Raw genomic sequence first — 17,090 nt, forward strand, 5'->3', positions numbered from 1 at the left:
TCACACTAGCGCGTTACGTTTTGCCATCTCGATAAGTTCTACCAGGGATTTGGCCTTGAGTTTTTGCATGAGTCTTTTTTTGTAGGTGCTGACGGTCTTGTTGCTGAGGAACATGCCTTTGGCGATTTCCTTGTTGGTACGGCCCTGGGCGAACAGTTGCAGGACCATCAGTTCGCGATCGTTGACGGACTTGAACAAGTCCAGTTCAGCGCAGAGCCCGTCATCCCCGCGAACCGGGTTCAAGGCCTGGCTGGGGAAGTAGTTGTAACCGGACAGCACGGCTTTGATGGCACTGAGCAATTCGCTGAGATCTTCCTGCTTGCAGACATAACCGGAGGCCCCGGACTGCATGCAGCGGATGGCGAACAGCGTTGGGCTCTGGGCTGTCAACACCAGTGTTTTCAGCGGGGTACTCATGGCATTGAAACGGGAGAGAACTTCCAGTCCATCGAGTTTAGGGATGCTGATGTCAAGAATGATCAGGTCGGGCATGCATTCGCGAACCATCTGCATCGCATCGACGCCGTTGTCGGCCTCACCGACTACTTTGTAACCTTCATGTTCCAGCAACATACGAACCGCAAGGCGAATGACGGGGTGATCGTCAACAATAAAAACCGAGTTCATATTCATGTCCCATACGTGCGCAAATAAAGCGAGCACCTTAGCTCAGATAAGTGCGTTGACGCATGAACTGACAGGGCTGTAGGTGCAATATAGGACGTGTCCTACATTAAAAGAGGCATCGGACTACGCATGAACTAGGTTTGTGAGGAAGAACGAGAATATTAGCGGGGTATGTGGGCGCCCTTATTCAGGGGCGATATGTGCTTTTACAATACGCGCCAAATCACTATTTTCTGTTGCGTGGTGGTGCCAAGGGTTTTCTGTTTGTCGTGAGGTGTCCGAGGAGGTTTCATTAATTGTGTTCGTTTATAGGTCGGGAAGGGTCAATAAGTTTATAAAATCAGATTGTTTCAGCGGTTTTGCCAAGTAACCAAGTAATGGCAGTCGTTGTTCTTGTGCATTTTTTTTCAAGGTGTCCAGTTCGGTAGAGTCAAGGCTGCTCAGGATGATTGCCTGCTGTATCAGGCCCTGGTGGCTGGCAATACCAATCAAGGCGAGGCCGCAGAGGTCTGGCAGGCATTGATCGCATAGCAGTATTTCGTAGGGACGCTGCACGTGTATCATCGTCTGCAATGCATTTTCGGCGTTATTGACGGCGGTGATCTGAGTAAAGCCGTAACTTTCAAGCAGGTATTGGGTTGCTTTCAGCTGAAAAGGATGGTCCTCCACCAGCATGATGCGCAGATCGTAGCTGAACATATAGCTTTCCATGAATAGGGTCGAACTGCGATGGGAGTCAGAAACAACCTTGTCGGCTTAATCAGTAGTGTCTTGTTTGTCGTTGCTGGAGTTCTATTAGCTGTAAGGCCCTCGATCCTATTGTTCAGGATAGAGTGATTATTTCGTGTGTATATAGAGCAAACGATCAGTTTACTCTGCACAAGATGTAGGGGGATTCTCTCGGTACTACAAAGTGCAGGGGGATGATCAGCCGTCACGGAATATTCCGGGGCGACTGATCGATTGGTTTTAGTGGTGGCTGGAGCGTCCGGTCATCTCCAGTGCCATTTCGCTGGCATAGCTGTCAGTCATGCCGGCGATGAAGTCGATCATGCGTAAGAACGAGTTATGCAAAGGGCCGTGCGGGTCGGGCGCATTATTACCCAGCAGATCGAGTATGCGACGGTTCTTGAATGAAGCTGTACGACCGCCGTGCTGCTCCAGTGCCGCCCCACAAAAGCCATTCAACAGAATTTCCAGCGTGGTGTAAGCGCCGATTTCGTGCAGGGTTTTACGCTTGTCCTGGAAGATTTTTTTACGCGCCATGTCTTTGGCATTCAGCACGCAACGCTTGGCGGGTCCGTGCATATGCTCCACCAGATCGCCGTGAAGGGTGCCGGCCAATAGCGCGTCCTGCTGCTCGACGAATGCCCGTGCCGCAGCGTTGGTCAGGTGCTCGATGGCTTTGCCGCGTAGAATTGCCAGTTTGCGGCGACGCGAGTCATCGGGGCCGAGTTGACGGTAGGTTTCCGGAAGATCATCACCGACCAGGCCAAGCAACAGGGACTCCACCTCGGCATATTCCAGAAGCTCCATCTCCAGGCCGTCTTCAAGGTCGATCAAGGCGTAGCAGATGTCGTCGGCGGCTTCCATCAGGTAGACCAGAGGATGTCGGGCCCAGCGCTGTTCCTCGAGTTGAGGCAGGCCCAGTTTCTGCGCAATCTGCTCCAGCAGGGGCAGTTCGCTCTGATAGCAACCGAACTTGTGTTTCTTGTAACCCAGCGAGTCGGCATGGCGCGCGGTCCACGGGTATTTCAGGTAAGTGCCCAGCGTTGCATAAGTCAGCCGTGTACCACCGTCAAACTGGTGGTATTCCAGTTGGGTCAGAACCCGGAAGCCTTGGGCGTTGCCTTCGAAGTTGAGGAAATCGTTGCGTTCGACTTCGCTCATGGCGTCCAGCCAGCCTTTGCCCGCGGCTTGCTGGAACCAGTAGCGGATGGCGTCTTCACCCGAGTGTCCGAAGGGTGGGTTGCCAATGTCGTGGGCCAGGCACGCTGACTGCACCACCATGCCCAGATCGCTAGGCTCGCACCAGTCGGGCAGGGCGCTGCGGATGGTTTCACCGACGCGCATGCCCAATGAGCGCCCCACGCAACTGACTTCCAGTGAGTGGGTCAGGCGCGTGTGGATATGGTCATTGCTGGACACCGGGTGGACCTGGGTCTTGCGCCCAAGACGGCGGAAGGCGCCGGAGAAAATGACCCGGTCGTGGTCTTTATGGAAGGGGCTGCGACCGAGCTCTTCCGGGCTGTGCAGCGGTTTTCCGAGGCGTTCACGATTAAGCAGGGTATGCCAATCCAAGGCAGGTTCTCCGTCAGGTGACTGATTGGGGTCTGTTGGTCTATGGGTCTTTGCGCGAAGTGCCTTGCAGCACCAGCTTGATCAGCGGCAACAGGCTGGTGCCGAGCTGAACTAACCGAGTGATGCTGCTGATGCCTCCGCCCTTGGCGCCCTTGGCGGTGAGGAAGCCCAGCAAGGTTACGGCAGCGATGCCCCAGAGTGGCGCGTGCTTGATGCCCAGACCCTCCTGGAAACTTTGCGTCATCCCACGTACGCGTTGCAAGGGCTCCAACAACTGCCGGGACTCGTGGCGAATTTCCTGGCGATGCATTTCCATGCGCAAGCGTATCAACGCTTTGCGCATCTCTTGCCGGGAACTGTTTTTGGGGATTTCAGGCAGGTTCATGGCAGCAGGCGCTCCCTGTCGTTCGCCAGCTCTTGAAGGGTGGCGTTGAAAGGTGATGTTTCATCGAAGATCGCTGCTTTCAAGCGCATGCCACAAAAGAGTGCCGCGAGCAGATAGAAGACGCACAAACCAATGATCCCCGCCAGGCGATAAGTGTCCCACAGCAGAATCAACACCAGCGCCGAGAGCCCGATCAACAGCAGTAAAGCGAAAACCAGTGCCAGGCCTGCGAACAACAACAGGCTTACCGTGCGGGCTTTTTGCTCCTGCAATTCGATGCCGAACAACTCGACATGGCTGTGCAGCAACCCGAGAAAAGCGGCACCCATGCGTCGCGATGAAGACCCAGTACCTGTTTCGGACGAGCCGGATTCACCAATAGCCATATCAGCGCCGTGTCGTCAGCAGGCCAATCAAAAAGCCTACGCCGGCCGCGATGCCAACCGCTTGCCAAGGGTTGGTCTGAACATAGTCTTCCGTGGCGATGACAGCTGCCTGGCCCCGTTGGCGCAAGGAGTCTTCGGTCAGTTTCAGGGTTTCGCGAGCCCGCTGCAGGCTTTCGTGAATCTGGCTACGTAACTCATCGGCTTGATCACCGGCCAGTGTCGCAGTGTGTTCCAGCAACCGTTCGGTGTCGCTGACCAACGTCTGAAAATCTTCCATCAGGATTTCTTGAGCAGTCTTTTCCGTTTTTCTGGCCATGATGATCTCCATTATTGGTGTGTGAAATGTTCGAGTATGAGCCTTGTTCGAAGGTTCAGTGCTAGGGAGGGGCGTTCTCAATTAGTTTCCCCACCGCGGTGGGGAAACTAATTGAGAACGCCCCCTAATGCCTGGTACAGCTTTTGCTGTGTCGTGGTGCGTCAGACAGTGCTGCTGTGCTGAAACTGGGCGTGCTTCGCGAAAACCTTAACCTAAATAATAGAAACTCGCGCAAACACCCGAGCAACGATCGACCTCAATGAGTTTTTTGCGCCAAAACGGTTCGCCGGAAAAAGGATGAATGCCAAGTCTGGTGTCAACTTGGTGCGTAAATTGGCTCGGCGAACCGCTTTGGTGCTTTTGCGACTTTAAGGTCTGCCAACTCCATGGAAAATTTGCAAAGTGCTGTGGACAGCCTGGTCCATAGCTCCAATACGCTGTTCATTCTGATCGGCGCTGTCATGGTTTTGGCCATGCACGCCGGTTTCGCTTTTCTGGAAGTCGGCACGGTTCGGCAAAAAAATCAGGTCAACGCGCTATCGAAGATCCTCAGTGACTTTGCCATTTCAACGCTGGCCTACTTCTTTATAGGCTACTGGATTTCCTACGGTGTCACTTTCATGCAACCGGCCGCGGTGATCAGTGCTGATCATGGCTATGGGCTGGTGAAGTTTTTCTTTCTGCTGACCTTTGCTGCCGCCATTCCGGCAATCATTTCCGGGGGGATTGCCGAGCGCGCCCGATTCGCTCCGCAGCTGTGCGCAACGGCGTTGATCGTGGCGTTCATTTATCCGTTTTTTGAAGGCATGATCTGGAACGGAAACTTTGGTCTGCAGGGCTGGTTGTTGGCACGCTTCGGTGCCGGTTTCCATGATTTCGCAGGTTCTGTGGTGGTGCACGCCATGGGCGGTTGGCTGGCGTTGGCGGCGGTATTGCTGCTCGGTCCGCGCAATGGCCGGTATCGCGACGGGCGTCTGGTGGCGTTTGCGCCGTCGAGTATTCCGTTTCTGGCATTGGGTTCGTGGATTCTCATCGTCGGATGGTTCGGCTTTAACGTGATGAGCGCGCAAACCCTGCAAGGCGTCAGTGGTCTGGTGGCCGTCAACTCGTTGATGGCGATGGTCGGCGGCACGGTAGCAGCGTTGATTGTCGGCCGTAACGACCCGGGGTTCCTGCACAATGGTCCACTGGCCGGGCTGGTGGCAATCTGCGCTGGCTCCGACCTGATGCATCCGGTTGGCGCACTGGTGACCGGAGCCATTGCCGGGGCCTTGTTTGTCTGGTGTTTCATTGCGGCGCAAAGCCAGTGGAAGATCGACGATGTGCTCGGCGTTTGGCCGTTGCATGGTCTTTGCGGCGTTTGGGGCGGGATTGCCTGCGGGATTTTTGGTCAGAGCGCCTTGGGCGGGCTCGGTGGCGTCAGCCTGATCAGCCAGTTGATTGGCACTGCACTCGGGGTGGCCGTGGCACTGATCGGAGGCTTTGCGGTGTATGGCACGATCAAGCTGTTGCACGAGCTGCGCCTGAGCCAGGAAGAGGAGTATTACGGGGCGGATCTGTCGATCCACAAGATAGGTGCAGTCAGCCAGGATTGATTGTCTTCAGCTAATTGGCCGGGCTCGCGCAGGATATTTTCCGGCTCTGCGCGAGCAACGCAAACACGCCTCATTACCCCGCCAGCAGCCGTGCTTCACAGGCCTCGATGGCAGACAAGGTGCCTGACATCAATACCCGATCGCCCGCCAGCAATCGGGTGGCGGCCTCAACTGCCAAATCAGCGCCATTGCGCTGAATGGCTTGAAGGTCCACCCCCAATGCTTCAAGTGCCAGCTCATTCAAGGGGCGGCCGCATGCATGGGCATCCATTGTCAGGTTGACGGCATACATCAATATTTTCGGCTGCCCACGACTGTCCAGCAGGTTGCTTTGCGCTCCGTGATAGAAACCGTGTAGCAGGCGATAGCGGCCATGTCGCACTTCGTCGATACGCTCCTGGACCTGCGGATGGGGCAAGCCCAGCATGAGTAACGCGTGGGAAGCGAGCATCAGACTCGATTCCAGCAGTTCCGGGACAACCTCGTTGGCTCCGGCCGCCTTCAGTTCGGCCAACTGGCTGTCGTCACGGGTTCGAACCAGTATCGGGACCTGCGCGTTTACCCGTCGTGCTGCCTTGAGCACGGTCATGGCTATATCGGTCTTGTCCACAGCGATCACCAACAGTCGTGCGCGTTCAAGTCCTACGGCACCCAGCAGTTCCACACGACGAGAATCGCCATAGTGCACGCAGCTTTCACCCGCCGCGGCTTGATGAACACGAACCGGGTCATCGTCCAGCGCAACGAAGGGCTGACCTTCGCGACGCAGAAAACGCCCTATCGACTGACCCACTCGACCGTAGCCGCAAATCACTACATGCCCGTGCAGCTCGGCGTTCAATGCAGCGACCTGATCGAGTTGCGCTTCCTCATCGGGTTTGCGGTGCAAGCGTGCGGCAATACCTGGTGCTGCACGCAGCAGCAGTGGTGTCAGCAACATCGAGCAGAACGTTGCAGCCAGTAACAGACCGCTCAGCTCGGCCGGCATCAGTTTGTTCTGCTGCATCTGAGCCATCAGCGCAAAGCAGAATTCACCGCCTTGTGCCAATGCCAGGCCGCTGCGCCAGGCGGTTTCGCTGTTGCTGCCGCGCCATTTGACCAGGGCCGCGACCACGCTGCCCTTGATCAGCAGCAACCCCAATGTCAGGCCGAGAATCAACAGACCATGGCTGGCGAATAGCTGCAGATTGATCAGCATGCCGATACTGACGAAAAACAGCCCGAGCAGAATGTCGCGGAACGGCCGGATATCGGCTTCGATCTGATGCCGGTAATGGCTCTCGCCCAGCAACATGCCGGCAAGGAAGGCACCGAGGGCAGGGGAGAGTCCGAGCAGATGAGTCAGCCACGCAGTCAGCAATACGATGACCAGGGCCAGCAGGACGAACAACTCGGCGGAGCGCGAGGCGGCGACTTCGTGGAACAGTCGTGGCAGTAACCAGCGACTGGTCAATAACAGACCAACAAATAACAGCAGGGTTTTGCCCAGCGTGATCGGTAGTGCCCAGTACCAGGTTTGATCGCTGCTGCCGGCGAACACCGGGACCAGCGTCAGCAACAGCACCGCAACTACATCCTGAAACAACAGCACGCCTATCGCATTCTGGCCGTGACGGCTGAAGATCTCGCCGAGGCTGCTCAACTCTTTGCTGACAATCGCCGTGGACGATAGCGCCAGACCGGCGCCGAGCAACATGGCCGGGGTAGGGGGCATGCCGAGTAACATCAGCAAGCCGCCCAGCAGCACACCCGAGCACAGCACTTGCAAGCTGCCGAGACCAAATACCACGCGTCGCAGCGCAAGCAATTTCGACAGGGAAAACTCCAGCCCCAGGGAGAACAGCAGAAAGACCACGCCTAACTCGGCAAGGTCCGGTAGATCCTGGTTGTCATTCACCCAGCCGAATGCGCCGGGCCCAACCAGCAGTCCAACGCACAGGTAGCCCAGCACGGGAGGCAGCTGAAGCCGCCGAAACAGTGCAATCACCACTAATGACGAGGCGAGGATGATCAACAAATTGGCAAACACAACACTCTCCGTTTCGGTGCCGGGACGTACCCAGCGTAGAGGTAAAAAAGCCGCGAGCATCGCGCAGTTGGAGCCGAGGCCGAATGATTTGCATCAGGGTTTTGCCAGGCAGCTAAAATTGGCTGTCGTCACGGGGGGCCGTTGCTCGACGACTTTTCATCCCGGGCCTAGAATAGTCACCCAATCCTCGCTGGTCTGTTTGTCATGACTCCTGAATGCCAGTTGTTCAGCACCCTTGGTTGCCATCTCTGTGAACTCGCAGAAGCAGAGCTGATGCCGCTGGTCGAGCATGGGTTGCTGGTGGAACTGGTCGACATTGCCGACAGTGAAGCGTTGTTTGAAGCCTACGGTTTACGCATTCCGGTGCTGCGCCGTGTTGATACAGGGTCCGAGTTGGGTTGGCCCTTCGACGCCGAACAGGTCGTGGCATTCTTGCGCTAAACCCCTTCCCGTTTTCAGCGACAGTCGTTCCGCCTGTCGCGATCCCCAGGTAATGCGTTGGCGTAACCTCGATTATTCGTTTACTGTATGTGTATACAGTTATTCGCGTTAGAGGGAAGTGCATGGTCAATGTCGAACAATTGAAAGCCAGCGTGAATCGCATGTCGGCTGATGTGGTCCATGAGGCGGTGCTGGAGCTGCGCCTGGATGGCCTGGTTACGGAAGGGAAAACGCCATTCAACAAATTGCACTTCAACACGTGCTTCGCTGAAATCGAAGCCTTGTTTCAGCGTGCGGGCTACCACCGTCAACTGGATGTCGTGGGTTATCAAGGGTTGTTGTATGCGCTTTATGATCCTGGCCGTTGGGAGGCTGTCGATGTATTGCGCTGGCTGAAGGAGTTTACCGAAGCGGCGGCGCAGCGAGAGTCGTTGACCGCGTGATAATCATGAGGGCGACATCGCCCGAGTCCTTGTTGGATAATGCCCCTGCATTAAGGGCCAGAGCTTTCGTATGTCCATCTCATCTTTTTCCGCCGCACAGAACCAGGCCAGCACGCTGTACCTGCCGCCTGGCGCCTGGTTGACCGTTCTCGATTGTCTGTGCGAGCACTTCAGCGCCATAGGTCGCGAACAATGGCTGGACAGGATTGCCCGTGGCCGTGTCCTGGATGGCCAGGGTCATGCGATTACCGTTCATCTTCCTTACAAGGAAGGGCTGCGGATTCACTATTTTCGGGAAGTCCCCGACGAAAAAACAATCCCGGTGCTCGAGACGATTCTGTATGCCGACGAGCATCTGGTGGTCGCGGACAAACCACACTTTCTGCCGGTTACTCCAGCAGGCGAGTACGTCGAGCAGACACTGTTGCGGCGTTTGATCCGTCGCCTGGATAACCCGCACCTGGTGCCGTTGCACCGCATAGACCGACACACGGCAGGGCTTGTACTGTTTTCGGCCAACCCCCAGAGTCGTTCGGCTTATCAGTCGCTGTTTCCGACTCGGCAGATCGAAAAACGCTACGAGGCAATTGCTCGCGCCTTGCCTGAGTTGTCGTTTCCGATGGTGCACAAAAGCCGCTTGGTTGATGGCGAACCCTTCTTTCGTATGCAAGAAGGACCGGGTGCGAGCAATACCGAGACAGCAATTGAAATCGTAGAAAAAAATGCCAATCTCTGGCGTTATGCGTTATATCCGGTGACTGGCAAAAAGCACCAGTTAAGGGTTCACATGACAGCGTTGGGGGCGAGTATCTGCAATGACCCGTTTTATCCCGACGCCTTGAAAGATGTTGAAGATGATTACGCCAATCCGTTGAAGTTGCTGGCCAAAGGGTTGCGCTTTGTCGATCCGGTGACCGGGCTGGAACGAAGTTTTGAAAGCGAGATCACCCTGCAGTGGTGAGTGCCCTACGGTGGTGATTGCGCAGCTCAAGCGCAGTGCTCAGCGAGTGGCTTGGGCTAAACAAGGTCAGCTTTTGCCAGAAACGACAAAGCCCGCACACTGGCGGGCTTTTTATGTACCTGGCTTTCGCCGTGAGGCCTACAGGTCTTTAACGGTACGAATCTGATCTTTGTTGATGCGGGTATGTTTGCCATCCAGTTGCTCGAATTCGTAAAAGCCCGACTTGGAATCGAATTGGGGTGTGTCGACCGACTGGATCTCGCGACCGTCATTCAAAGTGATCACCGCGGGCGATGAACAACCGGCGAGGGTAGCGAGGCCCAGTGCGAGCATAAGGGTGGCGAGGGTCCGATGAGTCATGTGATTTCTCCGAATATGAATTCTTTTGATTGCTGAACTTCAGACGTAGGCCTGGTGTGCAAGTTCCTTGGTTGGCCTCATTCTGGCACGCTACCGTGCAGGCTTAACAGCTCCGGTGTATTCAGGTTGGCCAGGCGTTGATCGTTTTCGGGGCATTGCAGTGCGATGGCCCCCAGGTTGCGCATGATGCGTCCGGGGCTGCGTTCACCCTCGTCCCAGGCGCTTTCAAACTCGCCTGCCAGCGCTACAGGGATAATGCACAGCAACGGTTCCCAATGCTCGCCCTGGCGTAGCATCAAGGGTTTGTCCGGCTGTTGGCAGGCGGCTTCTCGCATGGCCGTGAGCAGTTCGGCGTCAATGCGCGGCACGTCGCAGGGCAGTACCATCAGATGGGGATGTCGCGCGACCACCAACCCGGCGCGAATACCAGCCAAAGGGCCCGGGAAGTCGCGGTTATCGTCATGCACCAACTGGTCGGCATACAGCGCGTATTTCTCCAGATTGCGGTTGCAGGAAATGATCAGGTCATCGCTCAAACCTCGAGTCAGGTGATGCAGATGAGCAATCAGAGGCAGGCCATGCCACACCAGCAGCCCCTTGTCCTGACCGCCCATGCGCTGGCCACGTCCTCCCGCCAGAAGCAGGATGGAGCAGGGCGGCAACTGGAAGTTCGAGGTCATGAAGCATCTCCATCGATGCGCTGAAAAAATGAGGCGCTGTGATATAACACCGGGCTGTTTCTCCTACAACTGGACGAGCCTATGAAAGCCAAGGCTGATGTACCTTTCGCCCCGCTGAACATTGCGGTGCTGACTGTCAGTGATACCCGCACGCTGGAAACCGATACCTCGGGACAGGTCTTCGTTGACCGCCTCAGTGCCGCCGGGCATAACCTGGCCGCACGTATTCTGCTTAAAGATGACCTCTACAAAATTCGTGCGCAAGTCGCGACCTGGATCGCTGACGATGTCGTGCAAGTGGTGCTGATTACTGGCGGTACGGGTTTTACCGGTCGTGACAGCACACCGGAAGCGGTCAGTTGCCTGCTGGATAAGCAGGTCGACGGATTTGGTGAGCTGTTTCGGCAGATCTCGGTTGCGGACATTGGCACCTCGACGGTGCAATCCCGGGCGTTGGCAGGGTTGGCCAATGGCACGCTGGTCTGCTGTCTGCCGGGTTCTACCAATGCGGTGCGAACCGGTTGGGACGGGATTCTCGCGGAGCAACTGGATTCGCGGCATCGTCCGTGCAACTTCGTCGCTCACTTGAAACAGGCGGCACCCTGTGAATCCCGTGGGTAAGCCGGGCAAGACGGGCAGCTTGATGCCCGTCGAAGTGGCGCTCGCACGCTTGCTGGAAATGGCTGAGGCGTCGCCAATCCTCGAGCGTGAGCGATTGCCGTTGGCTGCGACCCAGGGCCGTGTTCTTGCCGAGGACCTGGTATCGACCCTTGATCTGCCGCCATGGCCCAATAGCGCCATGGATGGTTATGCCTTGCGCCTGGCCGATTGGACTGGCGAACCGCTGGTGGTCAGCCAGAAGATCTTTGCCGGGCAAGCCCCGGAGCCATTGGAACCGGGTACATGTGCACGGATCTTCACTGGTGCCCCGGTGCCAGCGGGTGCTGACTGCGTCGAAATGCAGGAAAACACGGAAGTTCAGCCAGACCAACGGGTACGTTTTACCGAGACTATGCGCGCAGGGCAGAATATCCGCCCGCAAGGTCAGGAAACCACGGTGGGTGAACAGGTGTTGATCGCCGGTACGCGCTTGGGTCCTATCGAACAGGGTTTGGCAGCCTCATTGGGGTGTGCAGAACTTGAAGTCGTGCGCAAGGTACGGGTTGCGGTGCTGTCCACCGGAGACGAATTGGTCGAGCCTGGGCAGGCTCTTGGCCCAGGACAGATCTACAACAGCAATCGGGTATTGCTGTGCAGCTGGTTGCAGCGTTTAGGCTGCGAAGTGATCGATGCGGGGATTCTGCCAGACGATTTGCAGGCCACTCGCAATCGGCTCGCCGAATTGGGTGATGTCGACCTGATCCTTTCTACGGGCGGTGTATCGGTCGGCGAGGCGGATTTTCTGGGCATTGCGCTGCGTGAAGAGGGTGAACTCTCGTTGTGGAAGCTGGCCATCAAGCCGGGGAAACCACTGACGTTTGGGCACTTTCGAGGTGTGCCAGTGATTGGGTTGCCTGGTAATCCAGCATCGACGCTGGTGACCTTCGCCTTGTTGGCACGTCCCTATCTGTTGCGCCGTCAAGGCGTGAGAGAGGTTCGGCCTTTGCAGTTTCAGGTTCCGGCAGGATTCGTCTGGTCCAAGGCCGGCAATCGCCGGGAATACCTGCGCGGTCGTCTGGAGAATGGGCGGGCAATTATCTACAAGAATCAGAGTTCGGGTGTTTTGCGCAGTGCAGCCTGGGCCGAAGGGCTGGTTGAAGTGCTGGAAGAGCGCACTTTGGTTGAAGGTGATTGGGTGAACTTTATCCCGCTGAGTGAAGTGCTGGGCTAACTCTTTGCACACAACAGCCCCGCCAGCGCCAGGCCCGGAATGGATCACGCCGGGCCTGGCGTTTCGTGGTGCAGGCTACGCGTTAAGCAGCATCACGAGTTGATCGAAGCGACTATTGGCGATCCAGCCGAGCAGGCCGATGATCACCGCCGCAGCGCCTGCCGAGTAGGCAAGCCTGTGCTTGATGGATTTGGCGTCGTTTCGGGCCTCTTCCATATCTCTGCGGATGTACTTGAGGTGGGTCTCCAGCTCTACAACGCGCGGTTCCATGTCGTTCCCTCCAGGTGTGTTGACGGTGCAATTGCATTCAGTCGGGTGAGCGGGGTGGCTGGTGTTTGGTGGCGCACCCCGGTTCGCTGGAAATCGGAAGTCATGGCTTTGCATTACGTGCATGGCTCCCTGCCCGATAGACTCTGGTCATAATACGTGCACATCCGTGTGTGTTTTTTGCTGTTGCCTGATAACTGCAGTCACAAGGTGTACCAATACCAAATGACCGTCAATTGGGCTTATTCATCACGACTTGTAAGAAAAAAGTCGGCATGTAGGATTCTTCTGAATGCCTGAGGGATAGGCACTACAGGGCGTTGCATCTGGCCTAATCGTCGAGACTGATGATTTGCTCGCGTACGGCAAACAGCACCAGGCCCGCGACATCGAAGATCTGCAAGCGTTTCATGATCTGAGAGCGGTGGGTTTCCACCGTTTTGATGCTCAGGCCCAAACCACTGGCAATCTCGCGAGTGGATTTACCACGCACGATCAAGCGCAGAATCTCGAGCTGACGGGCTGTCAGATTGTGCGTTTCGACGGATTCTGGCTGGCTTTTCTGGGCACGTACCAGCGCCTGATTGATCACGGTGTGAGCGATGGCCGGGCTCAGGTAGCGTTCGTTGTTGCGCAAGGCTTCAAGCGCGTGTTCCAGTTCCGTGGCGGTGGTGTCCTTGAGCAGGTAGCCATGAGCGCCTGACTCCAGGGCTTGCATGATCAGCGTCGGGTCGGTGTGCATCGACAGGATCAGCACTTTGCTTTGTGGACGTACTGCCTTGAGTCTTTGCAGAGCCTCAAGCCCGCCGGTTAGCTTCATGGATATATCCAGCAGGATGATGTCGGGGCTTAGCTTCTCGACCATTTCGAGCAGTTGTGCACCATCATTGGCTTCACCAATGACGGCGTAACCGGGAATATCCAGAACCAGCGCACGCACGCCGGCTCTGATCAGCGAGTGGTCATCCACCAGAAGCAAGTTACAAGTCAATGTTGAACCTTATTCGTACTGGCTCGTTCGAGTGCGCGGGGCGCCCAGGGGAAAAGTGCTTCGATCTGCGTACCCTTGCCGGGCTCGCTGATGACGCTCAGGGTGCCGCCCAGTTGTTCGACCCGCTCCGACATGCCGGCCATTCCGCGTTGCCCTTCACGGCCAGGATGGGTGGCTGGAGAAAAGCCCAGTCCGTCATCGCTGATAAACAGCCCCAGCCCCTGGGGCAGACGTTGCAGGCGAATCAGCAGGTTTTTGGCTTGGGCATGGCGCAGCATATTGGTGACGGCTTCCTGAGAAATCCGAAACGCTGCCACCGCCATTTCTTCTGGAATACCGGTCAGGCGCTGCTGGCATTCAAGGCTCCAGTTCACGGCGGTATTGGCCAGCGTTTTGAGCAGATGTGCGCGCAAACTGGCTTCAAGGCCAAGGCTGGTGAGTTGTCTTGGATTGAGAATGGCCGACACATCGCGAACTTTGGTCAGGGTTTCTTCCAGCGTGTCGCAGAGCAGGGTGCAATGGCTTTGCAGTTCTTCGGGCTGACGTCGCATGAGCCATTCACTTTGCAGCTTTGCCGCCGTCAGTAATTGGCCAATATCGTCGTGGAGTTCACGGCTGAGCCGATGGCGTTCGTTTTCCTGTACTTCCAGCAAACGGTCGGCCAGTTCCTGAGGTTGGAACCTGATCGATTTTCGCGAACTGCAATACTGCACCCAGACGCTGGTGGCTGCCGCGAGATTCAATATCAGCAGTGCGACTGGAAATTGGCTGGACAGGTAGTAAACCAGCAGGCTGCCCACCGCCGAGCACAGGCACAGCAGCAGTGTGAACCGGCGAACGCTTTTTCGGGAGGGTGACCAAGAGGCGACTGACTTGAGGCTGGCGTACATAGCGGATGGAGCCAATGAATGTTCGCTGCGGGCAGACCGGTCACGATGGCTGACGGGTCTCTGTGTGGAAAGCGCTGGTAATTGAATAGTGGGCTTCAAGTTAGCGCAGTCTGATTGTCAAAATCGAGTGTTGCACTGTACAAAGGGATAGGCTCCGCCTGAAGTCAGAGTGCCATAGCGCAGAACCAACTAATTGGGCCGCATAATACCACTTAACATACCGTTGGTCGCGTTCGCTATATATGTCCAAAAGGTCAGGAATTTTGCCGTTGCTGGACATCTGCTCCGCGTTGGCGGTCATGGGCTGGTGACTGAGCGTCCAGCATGACTCAATACGTCACTAATCAGTTTGCAGCGCTCTGGACGGGTAGCTCAGGAGGTCGGAAGTCGGCAACTAATGCTTGGGTTATTAACTTGATTCTGACGTTAAAAGATATGAAGTATTCAATTGCGACGCGAAAGCGTTGTTGCTGGAAGTGTTAAAAATTATCAAACGATGCCATGCATTATCTGATGCAACTCAGGCATGTCTTGCCGAAAGCGGAACGCATGCGAATGGCTTGGGGGGTAATGCCAGGCGCGTCGGGGCACGGCCAATTTCCATCGCGAAGGCTTCGACCAACGATATCTGTTCGGCGTCATCGAGGCTGAGTTGGCCGGTAGTCAGGTCGACCAGTTCAAGTTGCCAGGCCATCAATGTGAGGCACTCTTTCAAGGCACACAGTGCCTGGTCGTTCAGGTCGATTTGATTGCGTGCACCGTTGAGCAAGGCGTGAATGCACATCGAGAACTCGGATACCGCCCGCAGTGCCAATGCATCCGCCCGGTTGGCCAGGGTGAACAGTGTGTTCAGCATGCAATCGATGGCGTCCTGATCATTGTTGATCAGTTGCAGGTGGCTCAGGCATTCCTCGGATTTGGCCAGCAGGGTTTCAGCCTCGATCAAGAATTCGGGCAGTCGCTGATTCCAGTTTTTACGATCGTTCAGCATGCTTTTCTCCACGACATCAAGTCAGGTGATGCAATCAGCCGTATGGCGAACGGGCGTAAGGTACTGCCGGACCACGACCGGAATCTGTAGGGCAGTTCTGATTTTTTGCTGTTGACGATGAACGGTCTGCTTGCGTTCGACGCGAATGCCCCGATGGAGCGAGCCTGATTGACAGCGTAACGAGGTGCCGAACTCATTCGCCGTGAGGCATGAGGTGCGTAACCCGGCGGGCTGAAAAAAGAGCTCGGCAAGGGTACTTCGATCACAGACAAAAGCCTGACTCCATTCATGCAGTGAGAATGGCGTCACATTAATGGCTATTGGATATCGCGAATATCAGGCTGATCCCGATTGCGGCTAGGGGATTCCCTGATATCACGGAACTTGACACGCAAAGACGAGTCGCGCGCAGGGTTGTGCAGTGGATGAAATAGCCGCTTCAGTAGAGCATGATGTTAATGTGACATCAATTCCTTTGCGTGGCATTTTGTTTGCGGGTCAAGATTGCGTGAGATCCGCCGATAACTTTCTTTAGTGAATTCATCAGAAAAGCCCAGGAGTCATCAATGGCCGGCATTCTCGACACAGTAGATCAACGCACACAGCTGGTGGGTGAGAATCGCCTGGAAATTCTCATGTTCCGCCTGGCCGGTCGGCAGTTGTTTGCGATCAACGTCTTCAAGGTGCAGGAAGTCCTGCAATTGCCAAAACTGACCTTGATGCCGCAGCGTCACCCATTTGTCTGTGGTGTAGTCAATCTGCGTGGCCAGACGTTGCCGGTGATCGACCTGTCCCAGGCCATCGGCATGCGGCCGCTGGTGCCGGGGCCCAACAGCACCATCATCGTGACCGAGTACAACCGCTCGGTGCAGGCCTTCCTGGTCGGTGGCGTCGATCGCATCGTCAACATGAACTGGGAAGCCATTCTGCCGCCGCCAACCAGTGCCGGGCGCCAGCATTACCTGACGGCCATCAGCAAGGTCGATGACCAGTTGGTGGAGATCATCGACGTCGAAAAAGTACTCGCCGAGATCGTGCCTTACAACGCCAAGGTTTCGCGTGACAAGCTGGAAGACCCGGTGCTGGAACGGGCCCGCGGTCGTGAAGTGCTGCTGGTGGACGACTCCAAGGTGGCCCTCTCCCAGTTGCGCGACACCCTGGGTCAGCTGGGGGTGAAAATGCACGTCGCCAGCGACGGCCTGAAGGCACTGAATATGCTCAAGGCCTGGGCCGATACCGGCGTGGTCATGACCGACAAACTGCTGATGATTTTCACCGACGCGGAAATGCCCGAGATGGACGGCTATCGCCTGACCACCGAGATTCGCAACGATCCACGCCTGCGCGGCCTGTACGTCGTCCTGCATACCTCGCTGTCCGGCAGCTTCAACGACTCGATGGTGAAGAAGGTCGGTTGTGACAACTTCCTCTCGAAATTCCAGCCAGACAAACTGGTCGATGTGGTGCGCCAGCGCCTGATGCTCGACGCCGTCCCGGCCTGACGGAGCATCACGGGCAGGCAGGGTGGCTGCCCGTGATGTGCTTCTTTGATTCATCAGCCGGCTCGTATATCGTGGCGCTTTTGCCCACCAGGGA

At 56.3% G+C, this 17,090-nt stretch carries 20 protein-coding genes; 7 read left to right on the forward strand and 13 right to left on the reverse strand.

Annotation, left to right across the window (positions count from 1 at the left end; all coding sequences use genetic code 11):
* From FPT12_RS14955 to FPT12_RS14980, 6 genes are all read right to left on the reverse strand, one after another.
* On the reverse strand, positions 1-627 hold the full coding sequence (locus FPT12_RS14955) for a response regulator transcription factor (protein WP_145017053.1): 627 nt from the start codon (positions 625-627) through the stop codon (positions 1-3).
* Positions 628-933: 306 nt separating this feature from the next.
* Positions 934-1,326 carry a response regulator gene (locus FPT12_RS14960; RefSeq protein ID WP_145017055.1) on the reverse strand — a complete coding sequence of 131 codons (393 nt, stop codon included), beginning with the start codon at positions 1,324-1,326 and terminating at the stop codon, positions 934-936.
* A 270-nt stretch (positions 1,327-1,596) separates the two neighbouring features.
* Positions 1,597-2,928: a deoxyguanosinetriphosphate triphosphohydrolase gene (locus tag FPT12_RS14965; RefSeq protein ID WP_145017057.1), complete on the reverse strand. Its 1,332-nt coding sequence runs from the start codon at positions 2,926-2,928 to the stop codon at positions 1,597-1,599.
* A 40-nt stretch (positions 2,929-2,968) separates the two neighbouring features.
* The gene (locus FPT12_RS14970; protein ID WP_145017059.1) at positions 2,969-3,313 is read right to left on the reverse strand and encodes a hypothetical protein; all 345 of its coding nucleotides are present in this window, start codon (positions 3,311-3,313) and stop codon (positions 2,969-2,971) included.
* A complete protein-coding gene (locus FPT12_RS14975; RefSeq protein WP_145017061.1) occupies positions 3,310-3,699 on the reverse strand; it encodes a phage holin family protein in 390 nt (129 codons plus the stop codon). Before FPT12_RS14975 ends, FPT12_RS14970 begins: the two co-directional genes overlap by 4 nt.
* 1 nt (position 3,700) lies before the next feature.
* Positions 3,701-4,015 carry a YqjD family protein gene (locus tag FPT12_RS14980; protein ID WP_145017063.1) on the reverse strand — a complete coding sequence of 105 codons (315 nt, stop codon included), beginning with the start codon at positions 4,013-4,015 and terminating at the stop codon, positions 3,701-3,703.
* Positions 4,016-4,401: 386 nt separating this feature from the next.
* Here FPT12_RS14980 and FPT12_RS14985 point away from each other — a divergent pair, with 386 nt between their 5' ends.
* Positions 4,402-5,610, forward strand: a complete 1,209-nt coding sequence (locus FPT12_RS14985) for an ammonium transporter (protein ID WP_145017065.1) — start codon at positions 4,402-4,404, stop codon at positions 5,608-5,610.
* A 73-nt stretch (positions 5,611-5,683) separates the two neighbouring features.
* Here the strand turns inward: FPT12_RS14985 and FPT12_RS14990 are convergent, their stop codons facing one another.
* The gene (locus FPT12_RS14990; protein WP_145017067.1) at positions 5,684-7,639 is read right to left on the reverse strand and encodes a monovalent cation:proton antiporter family protein; all 1,956 of its coding nucleotides are present in this window, start codon (positions 7,637-7,639) and stop codon (positions 5,684-5,686) included.
* 204 nt (positions 7,640-7,843) lie between these two features.
* On the opposite strand from FPT12_RS14990, the gene FPT12_RS14995 reads away from it, so the two are divergent.
* The 3 genes from FPT12_RS14995 to FPT12_RS15005 all read left to right on the forward strand — a co-directional run bounded on the left by FPT12_RS14995 (position 7,844) and on the right by FPT12_RS15005 (position 9,484).
* Positions 7,844-8,080 (forward strand): glutaredoxin family protein, encoded by a 237-nt coding sequence (locus tag FPT12_RS14995; protein WP_145017069.1) that lies wholly within the window; start codon positions 7,844-7,846, stop codon positions 8,078-8,080.
* A 122-nt stretch (positions 8,081-8,202) separates the two neighbouring features.
* A complete protein-coding gene (locus tag FPT12_RS15000) occupies positions 8,203-8,523 on the forward strand; it encodes a transcriptional regulator (RefSeq protein WP_145017071.1) in 321 nt (106 codons plus the stop codon).
* A 70-nt stretch (positions 8,524-8,593) separates the two neighbouring features.
* Positions 8,594-9,484 carry a pseudouridine synthase gene (locus FPT12_RS15005; RefSeq protein WP_145017073.1) on the forward strand — a complete coding sequence of 297 codons (891 nt, stop codon included), beginning with the start codon at positions 8,594-8,596 and terminating at the stop codon, positions 9,482-9,484.
* Between the two features lie 138 nt (positions 9,485-9,622).
* Here the strand turns inward: FPT12_RS15005 and FPT12_RS15010 are convergent, their stop codons facing one another.
* Together FPT12_RS15010 and mobA are read right to left on the reverse strand one after the other, a co-directional pair.
* Complete coding sequence (locus tag FPT12_RS15010) at positions 9,623-9,844, reverse strand: YgdI/YgdR family lipoprotein (protein ID WP_145017075.1); 222 nt, start codon at positions 9,842-9,844, stop codon at positions 9,623-9,625.
* Positions 9,845-9,921: 77 nt separating this feature from the next.
* Positions 9,922-10,524, reverse strand: a complete 603-nt coding sequence (gene mobA / locus FPT12_RS15015) for a molybdenum cofactor guanylyltransferase MobA (protein WP_145017077.1) — start codon at positions 10,522-10,524, stop codon at positions 9,922-9,924.
* Between the two features lie 81 nt (positions 10,525-10,605).
* Here mobA and moaB point away from each other — a divergent pair, with 81 nt between their 5' ends.
* The gene (gene moaB, locus FPT12_RS15020; protein ID WP_054596381.1) at positions 10,606-11,145 is read left to right on the forward strand and encodes a molybdenum cofactor biosynthesis protein B; all 540 of its coding nucleotides are present in this window, start codon (positions 10,606-10,608) and stop codon (positions 11,143-11,145) included.
* A gap of 22 nt (positions 11,146-11,167) precedes the next feature.
* Positions 11,168-12,355, forward strand: coding sequence for a gephyrin-like molybdotransferase Glp (gene glp / locus FPT12_RS15025; protein WP_178098777.1), 1,188 nt, complete (start codon positions 11,168-11,170; stop codon positions 12,353-12,355).
* Positions 12,356-12,430: 75 nt separating this feature from the next.
* Here glp and FPT12_RS28000 read toward each other — a convergent pair whose 3' ends face one another.
* The 4 genes from FPT12_RS28000 to FPT12_RS15045 form a co-directional block, all read right to left on the reverse strand.
* Positions 12,431-12,739 (reverse strand): hypothetical protein, encoded by a 309-nt coding sequence (locus FPT12_RS28000; RefSeq protein ID WP_256676770.1) that lies wholly within the window; start codon positions 12,737-12,739, stop codon positions 12,431-12,433.
* Between the two features lie 214 nt (positions 12,740-12,953).
* Positions 12,954-13,613 carry a response regulator transcription factor gene (locus FPT12_RS15035; protein ID WP_145017083.1) on the reverse strand — a complete coding sequence of 220 codons (660 nt, stop codon included), beginning with the start codon at positions 13,611-13,613 and terminating at the stop codon, positions 12,954-12,956.
* Positions 13,610-14,503 (reverse strand): sensor histidine kinase, encoded by an 894-nt coding sequence (locus tag FPT12_RS15040; RefSeq protein WP_145017160.1) that lies wholly within the window; start codon positions 14,501-14,503, stop codon positions 13,610-13,612. The genes FPT12_RS15035 and FPT12_RS15040 overlap by 4 nt, the downstream gene beginning before the upstream one ends.
* A 520-nt stretch (positions 14,504-15,023) precedes the next feature.
* On the reverse strand, positions 15,024-15,494 hold the full coding sequence (locus FPT12_RS15045) for a hypothetical protein (protein WP_145017085.1): 471 nt from the start codon (positions 15,492-15,494) through the stop codon (positions 15,024-15,026).
* A gap of 566 nt (positions 15,495-16,060) precedes the next feature.
* Between FPT12_RS15045 and FPT12_RS15050 the strand changes: the two genes are divergently transcribed.
* Positions 16,061-16,996 carry a chemotaxis protein CheV gene (locus FPT12_RS15050; RefSeq protein ID WP_071554432.1) on the forward strand — a complete coding sequence of 312 codons (936 nt, stop codon included), beginning with the start codon at positions 16,061-16,063 and terminating at the stop codon, positions 16,994-16,996.
* Positions 16,997-17,090 lie beyond the last annotated feature (94 nt).

Origin of the sequence: Pseudomonas sp. H3(2019), from assembly GCF_007713465.1 — a bacterium.
Classification (GTDB): Bacteria; Pseudomonadota; Gammaproteobacteria; order Pseudomonadales; family Pseudomonadaceae; genus Aquipseudomonas.